The organism is Chryseotalea sp., assembly GCF_057350905.1.
Map to the genome: position 1 here is coordinate 50,375 of NZ_JBMRCF010000016.1, position 18,062 is coordinate 68,436.

The following is an 18,062-nucleotide window of genomic DNA, read 5'->3' on the forward strand; positions in this document are numbered from 1 at the left end:
AATGTTGAATTAAGTTTATGCAAAACAAAGGTTTCGTAATTACCCTGACGGTAGTCATCACAGCACTGTGTTTGTTCTACCTGTCATTTACCTACGTATCGCGTGGCGTGCAACAAGATGCTGTTACCTACGCCACAGATGCAAATGGTATTGTGAATTTGAATAAAAAGCAGGGGTACATTGACTCTGTATGGAATAAGCCGGTGTATAATGTATTCGGCTACGAGTATACATATAAAGATGTGAAGGACAATGAACTTCACATGGGTCTTGACTTGCAGGGTGGTATGCATGTTACGCTGGAAGTTTCTCCTGTAGATATCATCAGAGGTATGGCAGGCAATACAACTGACTCTGCTTTTGTAAAGGCAATCAGTGCTGCACGCGTTGCGCAACGCAATAGCCAGGAGAGCTTCGGTGACCTTTTCTTTGAGGCATATCAAAATGCAAATCCTGGCAAAAAGCTTTCATCTGTTTTTGCCAACGCTTCAACCCGTGGACGCATTAACGTTAGCGATGATGATGCACAGGTAATGAAGGTTGTAAATGAAGAAATTGAAAGTGCCATCGACCGCTCTTATACAATTCTTAAAAATCGTTTAGATCAATTTGGTACATCCTCACCAAACATCCAACGCTTGCCAGGCACAGGTCGTATTCAGGTAGAGATTCCAGGTGCCGATAACCCACAGCGTATTCGTAAATTATTACAAGGTGTTGCCCGTCTTGAATTCTGGGATGTCGTAGAGACATCTACACTCAGCAGTTCATTTATTGCGATCAACGATTTGCTGGTTAAAGAACAGAAAGAAAGAGCGGCTGCAAAAGCAACAGCCAGCACTTCAACACCTGCTGAAGCAGGTTCTGATTTAGAAAGTCAATTGGCTGCAGACAGCACAAAGTCAGGTTTAGATTCACTGCAGAACCTGAATATCTCTCCAATTTATTCTTTAAGCGTTCCTCCAGGTTCATTCCGCTTCGACATAAAAGATACAGCTGAAATTAATGCCATCTTTAAGCGTCAGGATATTAAAAACATGTTGCCAAGAAACGTTGGTTTGTTTTGGGCCGCAAAACCTGAAAAGGATCAGCAAGGCACTGAAGCCATGGAATTACATTTTCTTGATTTAGGCAGAAATGGTAAATCAAGATTAAGTGGTGAAGTAATCAACGATGCCAGAAACGACCTTGACCCAATGGCAAGACCAGCAGTGACCATGACCATGAATGCGGCTGGTACACGTGTATGGGCTAAGATGACTGCCGATGCTGCCGCTAAATCACCAAAAGGAAGAATAGCGATCGTATTGGATAATGTAGTTTACTCTGCGCCTAATGTGAATGATGAAATTCCAAATGGTAACTCTCAGATCTCTGGTAACTTCACCACAGATGAAGCAAAGGACTTAGCTAACATTTTAAAGGCTGGTTCTCTTCCTGCACCTACTCGCATTGTTGAAGAAGCCATTGTCGGACCTACATTGGGTCAGGTAGCGCAAAGCCAGGGTTTTATTTCCATCATCAGTGGTTTTGCATTGGTAGTTATCTTCATGATTATGTACTATGCAAAAGGTGGTTGGATTGCTAACCTTGCCTTGCTATTTAACGTGTTCTTTATATTGGGTATTCTGGCTCAGCCAACCCTTGGTACAGCCTTAACGCTTCCTGGTATTGCCGGTATCTTGTTAACAGTTGGTATGGCAGTAGATGCGAACGTGTTGATTTTCGAACGTATTAAAGAAGAAATGGCAGCCGGATTAAAGTTAAGAGCTGCAATTAAGAAAGGTTATGAGAAAGCTTTCGGAACCATTCTTGACTCAAACTTAACTACTTTAATCACAGCCTTCTTCCTGTTCATTTTAGGTTCAGGCCCGATTAAGGGTTTTGCAATCACCCTGATCATTGGTATTATCTGTTCATTCTTTACAGCTGTTTATATTTCACATGTTGTAATTGACTGGTTAGTGGCTAAGAAAGGTGACGACAGTAACATTTCATTTGATACCTTTATTTCTAAGGCAATTAAGAAACGTAAGTATTTCAATTTTGTAAAATACAGTAAGCCTGCTTACCTGGTTTCGTCTGCTATCATCTTGATTGGGTTCATCTTGATTTTTATTCAAGGATTAAACCTTGGTGTTGACTTTAAAGGTGGCCGTTCTTATGTAGTGAGTTTCAGTAAGCCTGTTGTAGCAACCGATATGAAAGTGGCGCTGAGTGAAAGCTTTGAAAACGCGGGAACTGAAGTAAAGAACTACGGTGGTAACAATGTTGTAAAAGTTACGACATCTTGGTTAATCGATGAGGACTCTGATGAAACTGATGAAAGAGTAAAGACGGCTTTAGTAAGCGGACTTGAGAGTTTCACTTCATTGAAATTCACCGAGAATCAAGGTGCATTAGATGATGGACACTTTACTATATCAAGCTCTACAAAGGTTGGTGCAACGGTAGCCGATGATATTAAAAACTCTGCATGGAAAGCCAGCTTATTTTCATTGATTGGTATTTTTATTTACATCTTAATTCGTTTCCGTAAATGGCAATACAGTGCAGGTGCTATTATTGCAACAGCACACGATACACTTTTTGTGTTTGCAGCTTTTGCTATCGCACGTGCATTGGGTGTTTCGTTTGAAGTAGATCAGGTGTTTGTGGCGGCAATTCTTACTATCATTGGTTATTCAATTAATGATACCGTGATTATTTTCGACCGTATACGCGAATATATTGGCTTAGGTACATCTCATGACAAAGCAAAAATTGTAAACGATGCCCTGAACGATACTTTATCTCGTACAATTATCACTGCAGGTACCACCTTATTAACAGTAGTTGCACTTCTTATTTTTGGTGGTGAAGTACTAAGAGGATTCTCTTTCGCATTACTTATTGGTATTGTGGTAGGAACTTACTCTTCAGTATTTGTTGCCGGACCAACTGTAATAGATCTTGATAAGAGCGACAGTGCTGATAAGCAAGCTGATCCTAAAAAGGCGAAGCCGGTAACGGCTTAATACTAATTTAATTTTAAGCATAAAATGCCTCCGAATTTCGGAGGCATTTTTGTTTTATCGGTATTGAAAGCCTGATAAAGTCCTCGTATCTTTAAAAGCTATGAGTCTATCTACTGAAAATATTTTACTGATCGGTTCAATCTTGCTCTTCCTTAGCATCATTGCCAGTAAGACTTCGTTCAAGTTTGGTATTCCATCGCTTGTAATCTTTCTGGCTATTGGTATGCTGGCAGGTTCAGATGGACCTGGAGGTATTTATTTTAACGATCCCAAAGCCACACAATTTCTGGGTGCAGTAGCACTAGCCTTCATTTTGTTTTCAGGGGGTCTGGATACCAAAATGGAAAGTATAAAACCTGTGTTACGCACAGGAATTTCTATGGCAACATTGGGTGTATTAATTACAGCCTTCACCTTAGGTACTTTTTCTGCATACATATTAGATATTCCCTGGGTAGATGGCATGTTGATCGGTGCCATCGTATCTTCCACCGATGCCGCTGCAGTGTTTTCTATTTTGCGTTCGCGAAGTGTTGGATTAAAAGGCAACTTGAGACCATTGCTGGAATTTGAAAGCGGGAGTAATGATCCTATGGCTTATTTCTTAACCATTAGTTTTATTTATTTAGTACAAGAGCCTGAAGCTTCAATCATTTCACTTATCCCAAAATTTTTTTACAACATGGCTGTGGGTGCCATTTGCGGATATGTATTTGGCCGTATTATGATCTGGGTAGTCAATAAAATAAAATTAGATGTAGAGGGTCTTTATCCGGTTTTGGTTCTGGCATTATTGTTCTTCACTTTTTCCTTCACTGAACAGATTAAAGGGAACGGCTACCTCGCACTTTATATTTCAGCCTTGATTTTAGGAAACAGTAATTTCATTCATAAGAAAAGTTTGATGAAATTTTATGATGGACAATCGTGGTTGATGCAAATTGTCATGTTTCTAACCCTGGGGCTATTGGTTTATCCATCACAAATTGTACCTGTCCTGGGACCTGCCATATTAATTTCCCTATTCCTTATTCTCTTTGCCCGTCCGTTGGCTGTTTTTGTGTCACTGGCTTTCTCCAAAGGATTTAACTTCAGAAAAAAAATATTCCTGTCGTGGGTAGGCTTACGGGGTGCAGTACCTATTGTTTTTGCAACCTATCCACTACTGGCTGGTGTAGAATATGCCGCTATGATTTTTCATATCGTATTCTTTATTTCAGCAACGTCCATTTTGTTACAAGGCACAACGATACCTCTAATGGCAAAATGGCTACATGTTAGTGTTCCTGAAAAGTTAAAACGTAAGTTCCCGGTCGATTTTGAATTGAAAGAACATTCCACCTCTGAATTGATCGAAATCGATATCCCTGCTAATTCACCAGCTATTGGTAAAGCCATCGTGCAACTTAAATTACCCAAGACCTCCCATATTGTAATGATTCACAGGGGCAATCTCTATGTAACACCCAGTGGTGAAACCGTTGTAAAAGAAGGAGATCACATGCTGGTAATGGCTGACTCCAAGGAAACCTCAACGCGGGTAAGCGAAATATTTGGTTGTTAGTAAATATTTTTTTGTATAACTTCATTTCTTAACCTTAATATGTATGTCAGGACAAATACTTGATGCGCCATCGTCTCCAGAAAGAAGACTCAGGTATGCAGGCTTCTGGATTCGCTTTGCAGCTGCCTTGATTGATGGAATTATTCTTTCTATAGTTTATTATGCTGTTCTTTTTTCTTCTATCGGAAGTCTATCTAATCCTGACTTCACTTCTATAGGTTTTGCTTTTGTGCTGGTTATACTCATGTATCTGCTCTACTATCCAATAATGGAGAGTTCTTCTAAACAAGCTACTTTGGGTAAAATGGCTGTAGGTATTAAAGTTGGAAAAAGTAATGGGGAACGACTTACTTTCTGGAATGCCTTTGGTCGATACTTCGCCAAAATTCCTTCTGCCATTATTTTATATATAGGTTTTATGATGGCTGGCTGGGACAGTAAGAAGCAAGCACTTCATGATAAAATTGCTGACACCTACGTATTTGAGCCCTGATGTAGGTAAGCATCAACTTTGATTTTCAAAAATTTAATAGCATTTCTGTTCTGGTAACACCAGTATTGCAAGGCCATTTCTTTTGACTCAAATCATACCTCTTGCTTTCAGTTCCAGGTACTGATTAATAGCATTCACTGTAAGTTCTTCAGGTCGGGTGAGTAAAGCAATAATGCCTAACTGCCGCAATTGCTGTACGAGCTGCAACTTAGTAAAGGTGTATTGCTCTGCAGTAACTTGTGTATAGATGTCCTCAAGACTATTTACTTCTTTAGCAGTGTCTTTGGCGATCTCCGTATTTTCAAAGAAGATTACAACCAAAAGATGTTGACGGTTTAGTTTTTGTAATTGCGGCAGGACTCTTTGTAAGGCGTAATGACTTTCAAAATTAGTGTAAAGCATGAGTAGACTTCTGCCATTAATCATATTACGACAAGTGAGGTACAGGTTTTCATAATTCGCCTCAACAAGATCTTCCTTCTCTTTATAAAGGGCATCCATGATTTTTCTGAGTTGATTCCTGCCTCTATCGGCTTTTACAAATGATTTTGTAGTATCGGCAAAACTAAGGAGCCCTGCTTTATCTTGTTTACCTAATATAATATTGCCCATTACCAGGGCTGAGTTTACAGCATAATCGAATAAACTAAGACCATGAAAGGGCATATGCATCACACGACTTTTGTCTACGATGCAATAAACCTGCTGTGATCTTTCGTCTTCATATTGATTAACCATTAGTTGAGCTCTCCTGCCAGTAGCCTTCCAGTTGATACTTCGGTAGTCATCGCCTCGGTTATAGGTTTTAATATGCTCAAACTCATAGCTATGGCCAATGCGTCTTACTTTTTTAACACCGTTTTCAGAAGCAATACGGGCAAAGGTCTTTAACTCATATTTTTTCAATTGTATAACAGAAGGGTAAACAGGCACCTGAATTTCTTTAGCTGTATGTATGCGCCTTTGAACCAGTCCTAAGGCTGAACGGCAATAAAGTTGAACGAAACCAAATCCATATAAACCTCTGCTTAAGGGGCGCAAGGTGTATTCAAGTTTTTTTTCAGCGCCAGGCTCAAGCATTATGCTGATGACGAAATCTCGAAGCTGAAATTGTTCAGGGAGTTCATCAATCAGATTAATGTGTAAATGCATGCCTGATTTATTCCTGACTTGTAAACGGATAATATTGTCATCGCCAAGCGACAGTACATGCGGGACAATTCGTTCGACCTCTGCTTTAACAGTTCGGTTGAATAGCGAAAATAAATCGTAGGCGAATACAACTGTTAAAAGCACTCCTATGCTTTGCGCCACAGCCATGAGCACAGGAAAGGCAAATGCCAGCATCAATAGCAGTATCACCAAGCCAAGTGCTATAAATAATCGAGATCCTAAATAAATATCTTTGAGCAAACGCATCAACGTGGTATTTCCAATTGCTCGGCAATTTCCTTTACTACTGTTTCAACTTCCACACCCTCCATCTCCCGCTCTGGTGTAAGCACGATGCGATGATTGAGTACGGGCCCTATTACATACTTAACATCATCGGGGGTAACAAAATCGCGACCACTCATAGCAGCAATGGCTTTGGCTGAACGCATGATAGCCAATGAAGCGCGTGGTGATGCTCCTAATGTCAGATCTCCGTGATTTCTGGTTGCGTGAACAAGTTTAGCGATGTAAGTAATGATCTCATCTTTAATGTGAATTTTTTCAATGAGCCCCTGGCAGCGTTTTAAATCAGGAATGCTGAGTACCGCCTTTACATCCTCTACACTGCGTTGTTGAAAATCATCTTTGAATCGGTTAAGGATTTGAATCTCCTGTTCTAAATCAGGATATTTTAGTTTTACCCTGAATAAAAATCGATCTAACTGAGCTTCAGGAAGTCGGTAGGTACCTTCTTGTTCAATCGGATTTTGTGTGGCAATCACCAGGAAAGGAAAATCCAATGTATACGTTGTGCCATCTATCGTAACCTGGCGCTCTTCCATTACTTCAAACAATGATGATTGTGTCTTCGCAGGCGCACGGTTAATCTCATCAATGAGTACCAGGTTGGTAAAAATCGGACCTTTGTTAAAAGTAAACTCAGAAGTCTTCATGTTAAAAACCGTAGTGCCCGTAACATCAGTGGGCATCAGATCTGGGGTAAACTGTATCCGCGTAAAATTGACAGACAGTGAACGCGCCAGTAACTTGGCGGTGAGTGTTTTGGCAATGCCAGGCACGCCCTCTAGTAAAATATGTCCTCCGGTAAAAAGCCCGGCTAATAGCAGGTCTATGGTTTTATCCTGGCCAACAATAACTTTTCCGATCTCTTCTTTAATACTACTAACGTGCTGCTGCAATTCTTGTAACTCCTGTTGCAGGTGGTTGTCAGGTAAAATGTGTTGCTCTTCCATGTTTATTTACACGATTTATAAAATTGATCAATAGTAAAATATAGTTTGCTGAGTTTTTCCTCTTCAATATTAGTATAAGAATATCGATCAATGAGGTGAAACTGCTCTGCAATTGATTCGATGAGTTGTTTGTTTACACTTGATTTTTGTGCCAGCAATTGTATGCTATTCCCATGGTCCAGAGAAAGCTGTATGCCATATCTGTGGCGAACAAAATGAAGAAAGTATTTCATTTTTTTTCTGGCGATATCTAAATGATTTCCATTTTGAAAGTGCAGTGCAGAAATCATCCGTACATACTCAAGGGAAGTATTATTCTTTTTTTCCAAGACTGGGATTTCTCTTTGTTTGCGCTTGGCAGCAAAAATCAAATAAAGCACAACACTGAATAGGAATAGCCACCATGCATATTTAAGACTTGGTTGTTGAAGTATATAATATAGCGGACTACTTGAAGGGCTGTCATTGGAAAATAGGGGGACTTTGGATTTTTCATCCCATACGATATGTCTGGCCTCAAGGTGACTCAATATACCTTCAGTATAAGGCAGGTTGTTTTTCTGAGTTAAGAAGTAGTTAGAAAATACAATAGGATTACTGTGGAAGTATACAAAACCATTGCCTATCGCAATGCGAAAGAAATTGATGTACTCATCATCTGCCACTAAATAACCTAAAGGCGTAATGGTGGTTTCGAGTTCGCAGACAGCAGAAGCATCCAGGCTTCTCCAAAAATAAATCCTGTCTTTATTTTTCTCACGGAAACGGTACTTGTAATTAGTTTCTTTCTTAAGATCAGGATGATAAAAATTGAAACCGACTTCTTCAAGATCACTATACAGATATTCAATCTCCTCCACACAGGGAGAGCTGTATGCATTTCCTAAAAGATCGCTCGGGAAATTATTGGTGGATACGAATGCTGTACCTCCGGCTTGAATAAACTGTAAGAAGGTTTTTTGATCCGACTGATTCAGAAAGATACTATTGCCTATAAAAAAATAAAGTGTGGAGGAAGGATTATCCAGAAGTTGGGATAATTTCTTCTTTTTGTTTATTTCAATAGTGGCTCCCGGAAAATATGATGGGAGTAACTTTTGCATAAATTCCATTCCGTATGGTTGATTGCTTTTAGTATCGTAACTCTCATACCAATTGAAATTTTTACTGCTTTGCTGATTTATAAAATAGACCAGTGATACCACCACGAGGGCAACAAGCAGAACAATTATTATTGTTTTGGTATTGCCTTTCATTTCTCTTGTTTATTTAACTGATGATAGACTGTCTGGCATTCCTGAAGAATGGAATGGTAGGTAGTTTCAGTAGCATGACGTTCGCCATACCAGATGCGCTCATAACCCAAGGTGATTTTTCTTACCTCTGACACAAAACTTTGTTTACTTAGTTCGGTAAGGTAGTCGAGGTTCGTTTTATCTTTCTTCCATTGAATGATCTTACTTTCATGCAGTGTTTTCAGCAATTCGAGGTAAACAAGTCTTATTGCCAGTCGATAATTTTTAGCATGAATGGCTTGTGCCATCAGGCTTTCTGTTTCCAGGTTTTCAATATCGTCCACCTCTTCAATTTGCTGCACAAGCAAAATATTTTTCTTAACCCTGCTGTCAAGTTTAATATTTCGCACTACAACAAAAACAAGTGCCAGTACAATTAGGATAAGAATGATGAAACTTATTATCCGCAAAACATTTGAATTCCAGGGTGAACTCTTAAGCGGGATTCTATCTTTCTTTTCTTTCTCCGGTTCTTTTATCTGCTTTTCATCAAAGCGCTGGTCGCCAACTACCTTCTGCCAATCACTTTCTGAAAGTTTTCTTTTACTTATGTTTTCTTTGAGGTATCCGCTAGCTCCTGGGAGTTCATTGGGTTTTATTAAAAGGTGTTCTTGTTCAGATGACGATGAATCAATGTCCAGGTAATCTTCAGCCACAACCCATGTACTATCAAATTCCTGGGCATAGCCTGGTATCACGAGAGTAAGGAATAATAAAACCAGGTATCTGGAAATCATGCGTGTGTAAAGTCAGTATTCTCAATATCTTTTTTTAGTGCCTGAGCAGTACCAATTTCACGCAATGAATGAAATAGAAAAGAAGCGGAAATTGTAAAAATCGGTAGTATCAGATAAAAGGATACAATTTTAATGAATAGTTCAAAGAAGCGCACCACCCCTTGTGTCCATACGTCATCTTCAGTAAAGTTCCACTGTAAAATAGAGCTGTACATATAAATTAAAGGAGCAGATAATATCAACAAAAAAGAAAATGACAGTAGGAGTAAGATGAACTGAAGACCAAAAACCTGTCCTGTGTGTGCACTAGCGGTTTGGTTATAAAAATTCCAAAAGGAAAAAGTACCGCGTGGTACGAATAACACATAACCGAATAGCAGAATAAACAAAAAGCTGACAATCAGCAGAAGCGTACCGAAGCCTTCCAGCCAAAACAAGGCTATGTAAAGCAATAGCGACATGATAAGAATTGCTGCAAACCAATTCCACTTGAAAGCTATTTTTGCTTGCTCTTTCTCTTCTTTGAACAATGCAAAAGTTCTGTAGCAGATTAAGCTGGAAGCTACACTCGCCATCAGCACAGCTTCATAATCGTTTGTTTGCATGGCATAATATAGATTGTTCAATATGTACTGCCACCACTCCCCATAAAACTGGGCATCAACTGTTAAATCGCTCATTAAAACTTGTGCCAGTGCCATGAGAGCGCTACTAGTGAGTACCCACGGAATAATGCGGCCGGCCTTAAGTTTATAGAATAAAAAGGAATCTTTTAAAATTTCCGCATTGCTTTTAATGCGATCGTACAATAACGGTTCATGATTATTAACAGCAATTTTTTCTTCTTCAAGGGGGTGCGTAAACCCACTTCTTGATTTTAACCAGGGATAAACAATAAAATAACCGATGATGAAGAATGCAGAAAGCAGAATCAGGAACAGACGAAGCAGGTCTGGTACCTCAGTGTACCGGGTTAAAAAACTTTCAATGAGACCGGCAATAACAAAAATCGGAGTAATGCCGAGCATAATTTTAAGCGAGCGCATAGCCGACAGTTGAAAGGCCTGTAAGCGGGTGTAAGTACCAGGAAATAACAAGCCACTCCCTAGCACCAGCCCTGCGCCACCAGCAAGAATAATTGAAGAGATTTCAAGCGTGCCGTGTAGCCAAATGGTAAGCGCTGATTCTACAAATAGACCACGTTCAATAAAAAAGTATTGAAAGCAGCCAACCATAATGCCGTTATACAATAAAATGCCAAGCGTACCAACGGAAAAGAAGATGCCAAAAACAAAGGTTCGAAATGCCACCATCAGGTTATTAAAAGTAATACCTAAAAACATGTCTACCTGATTGCTTTTTTTATACACTGCCATCGGATCGCCACTGGCAATATTTTCTTTTGTCATTTCCACATAGCTATTTCCCAAAATACTTTGGGTAAACTCTGGATCCTGAGCGGCTGAAAATACTCCGATTGCCAGCGCCAACAGAAAAACCAGTAAGGACACAAGCATAGGCTTGCGGGCAAAAATCATGATTTGCGGGAGTTCGTCCAGCCAGAAATTGATGAAAATATTTCGTTTCTCTTTTTGATGTCTGGAAAGGATTGAAAAGTATTCGCGTGCAATTTTGTTTAAATAAACGCGTACCGAGCGATTTGGGTAATAGGTACGTGAATAAGATAGATCGTCTACTACCTGCGTAAAGAGTGTGCTAATTTTTTCAGGATCTTTGGTGCTCTCTTTCAGGAGTCTTTCAGATTCCTGCCACTTTTCCTTATTTTGAGCAATGAAACGAGTCTCTTTCATGAATGGGTGAAAGTATTCTTTTCGGACTAAAAAATGAAAAATATAGAAATTAAAACTACACAAAATGTTGTGTTAGAGTACGAGCTGGCAGATTTGCGCGACAGGATCGTGGCTTTTTTGGTCGACCTGATGGTGATGGGGGCAGCCATTGGTTTATTAGCCTTTGTGGGTTATGCTGGTTTTTTTTTAGAGGGAACCGCGGGTACTGTTTATGGTATTTTCCTTACCTGCATTTTTATGTTTTATTCTTTGACTTTCGAGGCCTTGAACCATGGACAAAGCCTCGGGAAAATGGTAATGAAAATCCAGGTAATGAAGATAAACGGCTCTAAAACCAGTTTTGCGGATTACGCAGCGCGCTGGGTTTTTAGAATGATTGATATCTACTTCTCATTAGGCGGTATCGCTTCTATTTTGGTGGCATCTTCAGACAAGGCACAACGCATTGGTGACATTGTGGCCACAACAGCTGTGGTGAAAATGGTGCCGAAAATGGATTTGAAATTGCAGGATATTTTAAATTTAAAGTCGCGCGACTCGCATGCCATTACTTATGTACAGGCCAAGTACTTAAAAGAGCATGAGGCACTTCTCATCAAGAGTACGCTGGATCGTTTTAAAAATTTCCCGAATACTGCACATCGTGAAGCTGTGTTAATGCTGGCAGAAAAGCTACAGAAAAATTTGAAGACTGAAGGTGAAGAAAAAAATGCGAAACAGTTTTTACAAACTGTATTGCATGATTATGTAGTGTTGACCCGATAAAATCAACGTTTGATATCTATCGCCTCCTCTAACCTAAATCCAATAGAAGAGATACCTGCGAGTGTGTCTAATCGCATTTGCTGATCCAGTGAGATGGTATAACGGCCGTTATATTTAAAAAGGTAATTCTCTAACAGACTCACGCGGTGATCAAATACATCGCCAATGCCTGTTGTGCCAAAAGGTTTACCTGTTTTCGCATCAAAGAGATAAACAGATTTCAGATCACTATTTAATACAGCGCCTGTCGAATCTTTTATGGTGTAGTTAAAGAAGAAGCGTGCGTAAGGATAGTCTGAAGTGTTTCGAACATTACTATAGATATTATACTTCTTGCCGATATCGCGAATGTTAAAAGAGAAGGTCAGTGTGTCCTTTTGTATCCACTGATTGTTAGCAAGATCTTTATTCTCCTCAAATAAACGTGTGCTGTCGCAGCTTACACAAAGAAGTATAATGAGTACGCAGAAAAAAGTATTTCTCATGTCAGGCCTTGGGTGGTCGGTTTGGATTGTTAGGTCTGTTACCTTGGTTAGGGTTGTTGGGTCGATTGCCTCCTGTATTATTTCCCGGATTTGTGTTCGGATTATTGGGGCGGGCAGCATTCGGGTTGTTACCCTGACGATTTGGTTTCTTCTTCTTTTTCTTTTTGTTTTTATCGCGGAATTTATTGTCCATGCTCACCAGGTCACTGTTGAGCGTAGCAACAGGTTCTTTTACAGTTTCGGCATCTTTATCGAGCGTTGCAGGTTTTTTACCGGCACGGTTTAATTCCAATATCTGATTTACACGATCAATATTAATCGGGAACCAGGTATTCTCAGTATCGTAACCAAACCACATAATTTTACGGAAGATGTCTGTCTTCTGTAATCTGGCTTCTCCCTGAAGTGTCAGGAGTGGTGCTTCCACTTTAGGTATATGCTGGAGTGCCTCCATGTAAGTCTCTAATTCATAATTGAGACAGCATTTTAAGCGACCACACTGACCAGAAAGTTTGGTGGGATTGAGCGAAAGATTTTGATAACGGGCTGCACCGGTAGTTACATTTTTAAAGTCAGTAAGCCAGGTAGAGCAACATAACTCGCGACCGCAAACGCCAATGCCTCCTAATCTTCCTGCTTCCTGACGCAGATTAATCTGGCGCATTTCAACACGCACTTTAAATTCAGTGGCTAATACTTTTATTAACTCCCTGAAATCAACACGTTCTTCGGCAGAATAATAGAATGTTGCCTTGGTATTATCGGCCTGAAACTCTATATCAGAGAGTTTCATGTTTAGCTTTCTTTCTTTTACTATCTCTCTTGTGCGGTACAGGGTAGGCATCTCGCGCTTTTGCACTTCTTGCAGTTTTTCGAGATCGCGTTGATTAGCCTTTCTGTATATTTTTTTGATTTGGTCATCGTCAGCTATATTTTTCTTTTGCATTTGTAAGCGAACAAGCTCTCCTTGCATGGAAACATAACCTAAGTGATGACCATTTTGTACTTCAACAATAATGGGATCTCCAGTATAGAGTTCAATTTTATCAGTGTTTCGATAAAATTCCTTGCGCCCGTTTTTAAAGCGAACCTCTACCATTAAAAATTTATCAGCAGCCGGCACTTCCATGTCAGAAAGCCAGTCGAATACATTCATTTTGTTGCAACCACCAGTTCCGCAGGTGCCGTTATTCTGGCATCCCTTTACAGAACTGTCCTTTGTTGTTCCACACGCACATCCCATAACTATTCTATAATAAGGAGATTTAATGATTTAATTTTTTCAAATGATACATCTCTTGTTAATAGAGGAATATCGAGAAAAAGAGCACTGGCTGCAATTACTGCATCAGGCAATTTGATTTTGTGTTTTTGTTTTAACTCAATAGTTAGATCTTTTACATGCTGAGAAAGTTCCATTACGAAGCAATCTTTAATAAGCCTGCTGAAAAAATCCTTGTGTGTTTGTGTAATTTTTGGCCAACCTAACAATTCAATCTCGGTAATAACTGAAATGTGTATGGTATTTCCATCTAAGTAGTTAGAGATTTGATTTTTACCTTCAGAAAGGTCTATTAGAATATTTGTATCGACAAAAAGACTAATTCCACTCATTCCGAACTAATTTTTGATAATCAAGTCCGTCCAATCCACGGATAGCCTTCCCCAAATATTTTTTGGCATGGAATCCTTTTTTAGAACTTTTGCTGGCCACTTTTTTAATGGCCTCATCTATTTCGGACTTCTTAGCTTTTTCTGAAATGCGAATAGTCATATGCTACTTTTCTAACAATTTTAACAAATCAGTTCCTATGTCGTTTCGGAAAGTTACACCTTCCCAGCCAATGTTTAAAGCGCTTTTATAAGCTTTCTCTCTTGCTTCTGCCAAGGTAGCGCCAGTAGCTGTAATGCCTAAAACACGCCCACCGTCATTTACAATGCTGTTTTCCTTCAGTTTTGTGCCTGCATGAAATACATTGGCCGCATGTTGCTCATTTAGCCCGGAAATGGGGAAGCCCTTTTGAAACTCCCCCGGATAACCACCCGAAGCCATCACAATGGTGAGTGCGTAATTTTTGCTGATACTAAGTTTTTTTCCTTTTAACTCTTTTTTAGCGCAAGCAAGCAACAATTCAACAAAATCAGATTCAATACGGCTCATGACTGATTGAGTTTCCGGATCGCCCATGCGGGCATTGTACTCAATTACATAAGGCTCGCCTTTTACATTCATCAGACCGATAAACACAAAGCCTTGATAAGGAATATTTTCTGCTTGCAAGCCTTTAATGGTTGGCTTTACCACTTGCTCTTCAACCTTTTTAAGAAAATCAGGTGTAGCGAAAACTACGGGAGAGACAGAGCCCATACCACCGGTATTAAGCCCCGTATCATTGTCGCCAATGCGTTTGTAGTCTTTTGCTTCTGGTAGAATAACATAATCTGTCCCATCAGTAAGCACAAAAACCGACAGTTCAATACCTGATAAAAATTCTTCAATCAACACCTTACTGCTGGCTGCACCAAATTTTTGAGCCTGCAGCATCTCAGTAATTTCTGTTTTGGCTTCTTCACGACTTTCAGCGATAACCACACCCTTGCCTGCAGCCAGTCCATCAGCTTTTAAAACAACAGGCGTGTTGCATTGATCAATATAGGTGAGTGCTTCTTGTAATTCGGCTACAGTAAAAGTTCTGGCTTTAGCTGTAGGCACTCCATGGCGAAGCATAAATTGCTTGGAGAAATCTTTGCTGCCTTCGAGCTGAGCTCCATTTTTTCCGGGGCCAACCAACAAAATATGCTGAAGTTCTTTTTTGCTTTCGAAATAATCTCTAATGCCCTTTACCAAAGGAACTTCAGGGCCAACCAGTACCAGGTTAATTTTTTTATCCAGACAGAAGTGGCTCAGCTTTTCAAAATCATCTACGGCTATCGCAACATTTTCGGCTAGTTGTGCAGTACCCGCATTGCCGGGGGCAACGTATAAATTATCACAGTGCTGGCTTTGTTTGATTTTCCAGGCGAAGGCATGCTCGCGTCCACCATTACCGATGATGAGAATATTCATAATCGGCAAAGATAGGGTATTTGATGTGTTGATTAGATGATTTGTTAATTCGTTGATTAGAACAATCTGATTAAAAAATGTCCAATTTTTAGCTTGCTGTTTGCCTTTGTGCTGGAGGCTTCAGGTTCAGGTTATACGACTAACCTCAATCTTTAAGCCTCCAGCTTCTAGCCACGAACTTCCAACATCGAGTGGCTAGTTCGCGTGTTCGCTCATAAATTTGATGCGAATCAAACGAATTTCTTCTTCGCTGTAGTCCATCAGGCTTTCATCGTTGAAGGCATCTTCTAATCTATCCGTTTCGGCATTCATGAAATAGTCATAAATGTCATCCTGCTTCTGTTTATCTACTGCCTGATCAATATAATACCCCAGATTAAGCTTGGTGCCCGAATAAACAATATTTTCAATTTCAGTCAGCAGGTCTTCAAAAGAATGATTGATTGTTTCTGCAATTTCTTCAAGATCAACCTTGCGGTCTACCTGGTTAATAATTTGAATCTTTGCTTTCGATTTATTGACAGAGCTTTTAACAATGACATCGCTTGCGGTTTCAATATCATTATCATCCACATATTTTGTGATCAGCTCAATAAATGCTGCACCAAACTTATTGACTTTACCCATACCCACACCGTTGACTTGCGCCAATTCTTCTTTGGTGGTAGGGTAGGTCGTGGCCATCTCTTCCAATGATGGGTCCTGGAAGATTACATATGGTGGTAAATCTTTCTCCTTCGCCATTTGCTTGCGAAGGGTTTTAAGCATTTCGAAAAGTTTAGGATCGTAAGCTTTGGCATTTACCGGTGCTCTCTCGCTTGACTCCTCTTCTTCATCAATATCGGTAGTGAAGTCGTGATCTTTTGCTAATTCAATGTTGTGCGGTTTCTTTAAAAACGCTTCTCCGCGTTCTGAGATTTTAAGCACACCAATGTTGTCAATATCTTTTTCAAGGTACTGGTAGATAAGTGCCTGACGGATAATTGATTTCCAGAAATCAGTATTTTCACTACCACCTTTTCCATAGATAGGCAGGTCGAAGTGACCATAACTCTTTACGTAATCATCTTCAAGTCCTACAATTACATTAACCAGGTGCTGTATGCCAAAGCGCTCACCGGTTTGTTTCACTGCCTCCAGGGCAACTTTAACAAACTCAGCGCCTTCAAAACGTTCGCGTGGGTGCACACAGTTATCGCACATGCCGCAATTGTCTTGCTTATACTCTTCCCCAAAGTAATGGAGTAGTTGTCTTCTTCGGCAAACGGGAGATTCAGCATAGAACTCCATTTCCTGAAGCAATACCCTGGCATTTTCGCGTTCCTGAACAGACTTATCTTTGTTAAATTTTTCGAGCTTATTTAAGTCGTTATGGCTATAGAACATTAAACAATGTCCCTCTAACCCATCGCGACCCGAGCGGCCAGTCTCCTGATAATAACCTTCCAGTGATTTAGGTACATCGTAATGAATAACAAAACGCACATCTGGTTTGTCAATTCCCATCCCGAAGGCAATGGTGGCTACGATAATGTCTATATCCTCATTTAAGAATCCATCTTGATTTTTTTCGCGCACGTCTGGATCCAGGCCGGCATGGTAGGGGGCGGCTTTAAACCCGTTAACACTCAGAAGCTGGGCTATTTCCTCTACTTTCTTGCGGCTAAGGCAATAGATTACGCCACTTTTGCCTTTATTATCTTTTAAAAACTTGATGAGTTGCTTCTTGGTCTCTTTTTTAGGCCGAACCTCGTAATAAAGGTTTTTTCTATTAAAAGAAGACACAAAAACATCAGCCTCTTCCATTTGCAGGTTTCGCTGTATGTCGATCTGCACTTTTGGGGTGGCAGTGGCAGTCAAGGCAATAACCGGTAAATTACCCAACTGCTGAATCATGGTTTTAATTCTGCGGTATTCTGGGCGGAAATCATGACCCCACTCAGAAATACAGTGCGCTTCATCAATAGCCACAAAAGAAACATTCACTTTTTGCAGGAATTCAATGTTCTCCTCTTTATTAAGAGACTCAGGCGCTACATAGAGTAGTTTCACTACTCCATTCATGCAATCCTTCTTTAAACGGGTTATTTCACCTTTACTTAAGGTGGAATTTAAAAAACGTGCATTAACGCCATAAGCGTTCATCTGGTCTACTTGATTCTTCATCAAGGCGATCAGGGGTGAAATAACAATGGCCAGGCCGTCATGCACCATAGCAGGAAGCTGATAGCAAAGCGATTTGCCGGCCCCTGTGGGCATAATAACGAAGGTATTGCGACCATCCAGTAAGTTCTGGATGATGGTTTCCTGATTACCCCTAAATTGGGAATAACCGAAAATTTCTTTCAGTTTAAGTTTGAGGGTGTCTTTCTCTTCTACCAACATCATAATTAACGCCTAACGCGGGTTAGTGTAAAACA

The 18,062-nt window shown here is 40.0% G+C and carries 15 protein-coding genes; 4 read left to right on the forward strand and 11 right to left on the reverse strand.

Annotated elements, in window-relative coordinates:
- Positions 1–17 precede the first annotated feature (17 nt).
- From secDF to ACO1XM_RS17745, 3 genes are all read left to right on the forward strand, one after another.
- On the forward strand, positions 18–3,017 hold the full coding sequence (secDF, locus tag ACO1XM_RS17735) for a protein translocase subunit SecDF (RefSeq protein ID WP_486231463.1): 3,000 nt from the start codon (positions 18–20) through the stop codon (positions 3,015–3,017).
- Between the two features lie 100 nt (positions 3,018–3,117).
- Positions 3,118–4,581, forward strand: a complete 1,464-nt coding sequence (locus tag ACO1XM_RS17740) for a potassium/proton antiporter (protein WP_486231465.1) — start codon at positions 3,118–3,120, stop codon at positions 4,579–4,581.
- 43 nt (positions 4,582–4,624) lie between these two features.
- The gene (locus ACO1XM_RS17745; RefSeq protein ID WP_486231467.1) at positions 4,625–5,074 is read left to right on the forward strand and encodes an RDD family protein; all 450 of its coding nucleotides are present in this window, start codon (positions 4,625–4,627) and stop codon (positions 5,072–5,074) included.
- Between the two features lie 87 nt (positions 5,075–5,161).
- On the opposite strand, the gene ACO1XM_RS17750 is transcribed toward ACO1XM_RS17745, so the two are convergent.
- The 5 genes from ACO1XM_RS17750 to ACO1XM_RS17770 are packed head-to-tail and all read right to left on the reverse strand — an operon-like array spanning position 5,162 to position 11,325.
- Positions 5,162–6,493 carry a DUF58 domain-containing protein gene (locus ACO1XM_RS17750; RefSeq protein WP_486231469.1) on the reverse strand — a complete coding sequence of 444 codons (1,332 nt, stop codon included), beginning with the start codon at positions 6,491–6,493 and terminating at the stop codon, positions 5,162–5,164.
- Positions 6,493–7,482, reverse strand: coding sequence for an AAA family ATPase (locus ACO1XM_RS17755; RefSeq protein ID WP_486231471.1), 990 nt, complete (start codon positions 7,480–7,482; stop codon positions 6,493–6,495). Before ACO1XM_RS17755 ends, ACO1XM_RS17750 begins: the two co-directional genes overlap by 1 nt.
- A 2-nt stretch (positions 7,483–7,484) precedes the next feature.
- The gene (locus tag ACO1XM_RS17760; protein ID WP_486231473.1) at positions 7,485–8,738 is read right to left on the reverse strand and encodes a DUF4350 domain-containing protein; all 1,254 of its coding nucleotides are present in this window, start codon (positions 8,736–8,738) and stop codon (positions 7,485–7,487) included.
- Positions 8,735–9,514 carry a DUF4129 domain-containing protein gene (locus tag ACO1XM_RS17765; RefSeq protein ID WP_486231475.1) on the reverse strand — a complete coding sequence of 260 codons (780 nt, stop codon included), beginning with the start codon at positions 9,512–9,514 and terminating at the stop codon, positions 8,735–8,737. Before ACO1XM_RS17765 ends, ACO1XM_RS17760 begins: the two co-directional genes overlap by 4 nt.
- Complete coding sequence (locus ACO1XM_RS17770; protein WP_486231477.1) at positions 9,511–11,325, reverse strand: stage II sporulation protein M; 1,815 nt, start codon at positions 11,323–11,325, stop codon at positions 9,511–9,513. Before ACO1XM_RS17770 ends, ACO1XM_RS17765 begins: the two co-directional genes overlap by 4 nt.
- Positions 11,326–11,358: 33 nt before the next feature.
- On the opposite strand from ACO1XM_RS17770, the gene ACO1XM_RS17775 reads away from it, so the two are divergent.
- A complete protein-coding gene (locus tag ACO1XM_RS17775; RefSeq protein WP_486231479.1) occupies positions 11,359–12,090 on the forward strand; it encodes an RDD family protein in 732 nt (243 codons plus the stop codon).
- 2 nt (positions 12,091–12,092) lie between these two features.
- Here the strand turns inward: ACO1XM_RS17775 and gldH are convergent, their stop codons facing one another.
- The 6 genes from gldH to recQ all read right to left on the reverse strand — a co-directional run bounded on the left by gldH (position 12,093) and on the right by recQ (position 18,027).
- Positions 12,093–12,575 (reverse strand): gliding motility lipoprotein GldH, encoded by a 483-nt coding sequence (gene gldH, locus ACO1XM_RS17780; RefSeq protein ID WP_486231481.1) that lies wholly within the window; start codon positions 12,573–12,575, stop codon positions 12,093–12,095.
- Between the two features lies 1 nt (position 12,576).
- The gene (locus ACO1XM_RS17785; protein WP_486231483.1) at positions 12,577–13,818 is read right to left on the reverse strand and encodes a PSP1 domain-containing protein; all 1,242 of its coding nucleotides are present in this window, start codon (positions 13,816–13,818) and stop codon (positions 12,577–12,579) included.
- A gap of 2 nt (positions 13,819–13,820) precedes the next feature.
- Positions 13,821–14,189 carry a type II toxin-antitoxin system VapC family toxin gene (locus ACO1XM_RS17790; RefSeq protein WP_486231485.1) on the reverse strand — a complete coding sequence of 123 codons (369 nt, stop codon included), beginning with the start codon at positions 14,187–14,189 and terminating at the stop codon, positions 13,821–13,823.
- Complete coding sequence (locus ACO1XM_RS17795) at positions 14,176–14,349, reverse strand: hypothetical protein (protein WP_486231487.1); 174 nt, start codon at positions 14,347–14,349, stop codon at positions 14,176–14,178. The genes ACO1XM_RS17790 and ACO1XM_RS17795 overlap by 14 nt, the downstream gene beginning before the upstream one ends.
- 3 nt (positions 14,350–14,352) lie before the next feature.
- Positions 14,353–15,642: a phosphoribosylamine--glycine ligase gene (gene purD / locus ACO1XM_RS17800; protein ID WP_486231489.1), complete on the reverse strand. Its 1,290-nt coding sequence runs from the start codon at positions 15,640–15,642 to the stop codon at positions 14,353–14,355.
- Between the two features lie 195 nt (positions 15,643–15,837).
- Entirely contained in the window at positions 15,838–18,027 is a 2,190-nt protein-coding gene (recQ, locus tag ACO1XM_RS17805; protein ID WP_486231559.1) for a DNA helicase RecQ, read from the reverse strand.
- Between the last annotated feature and the right edge of the window lie 35 nt (positions 18,028–18,062).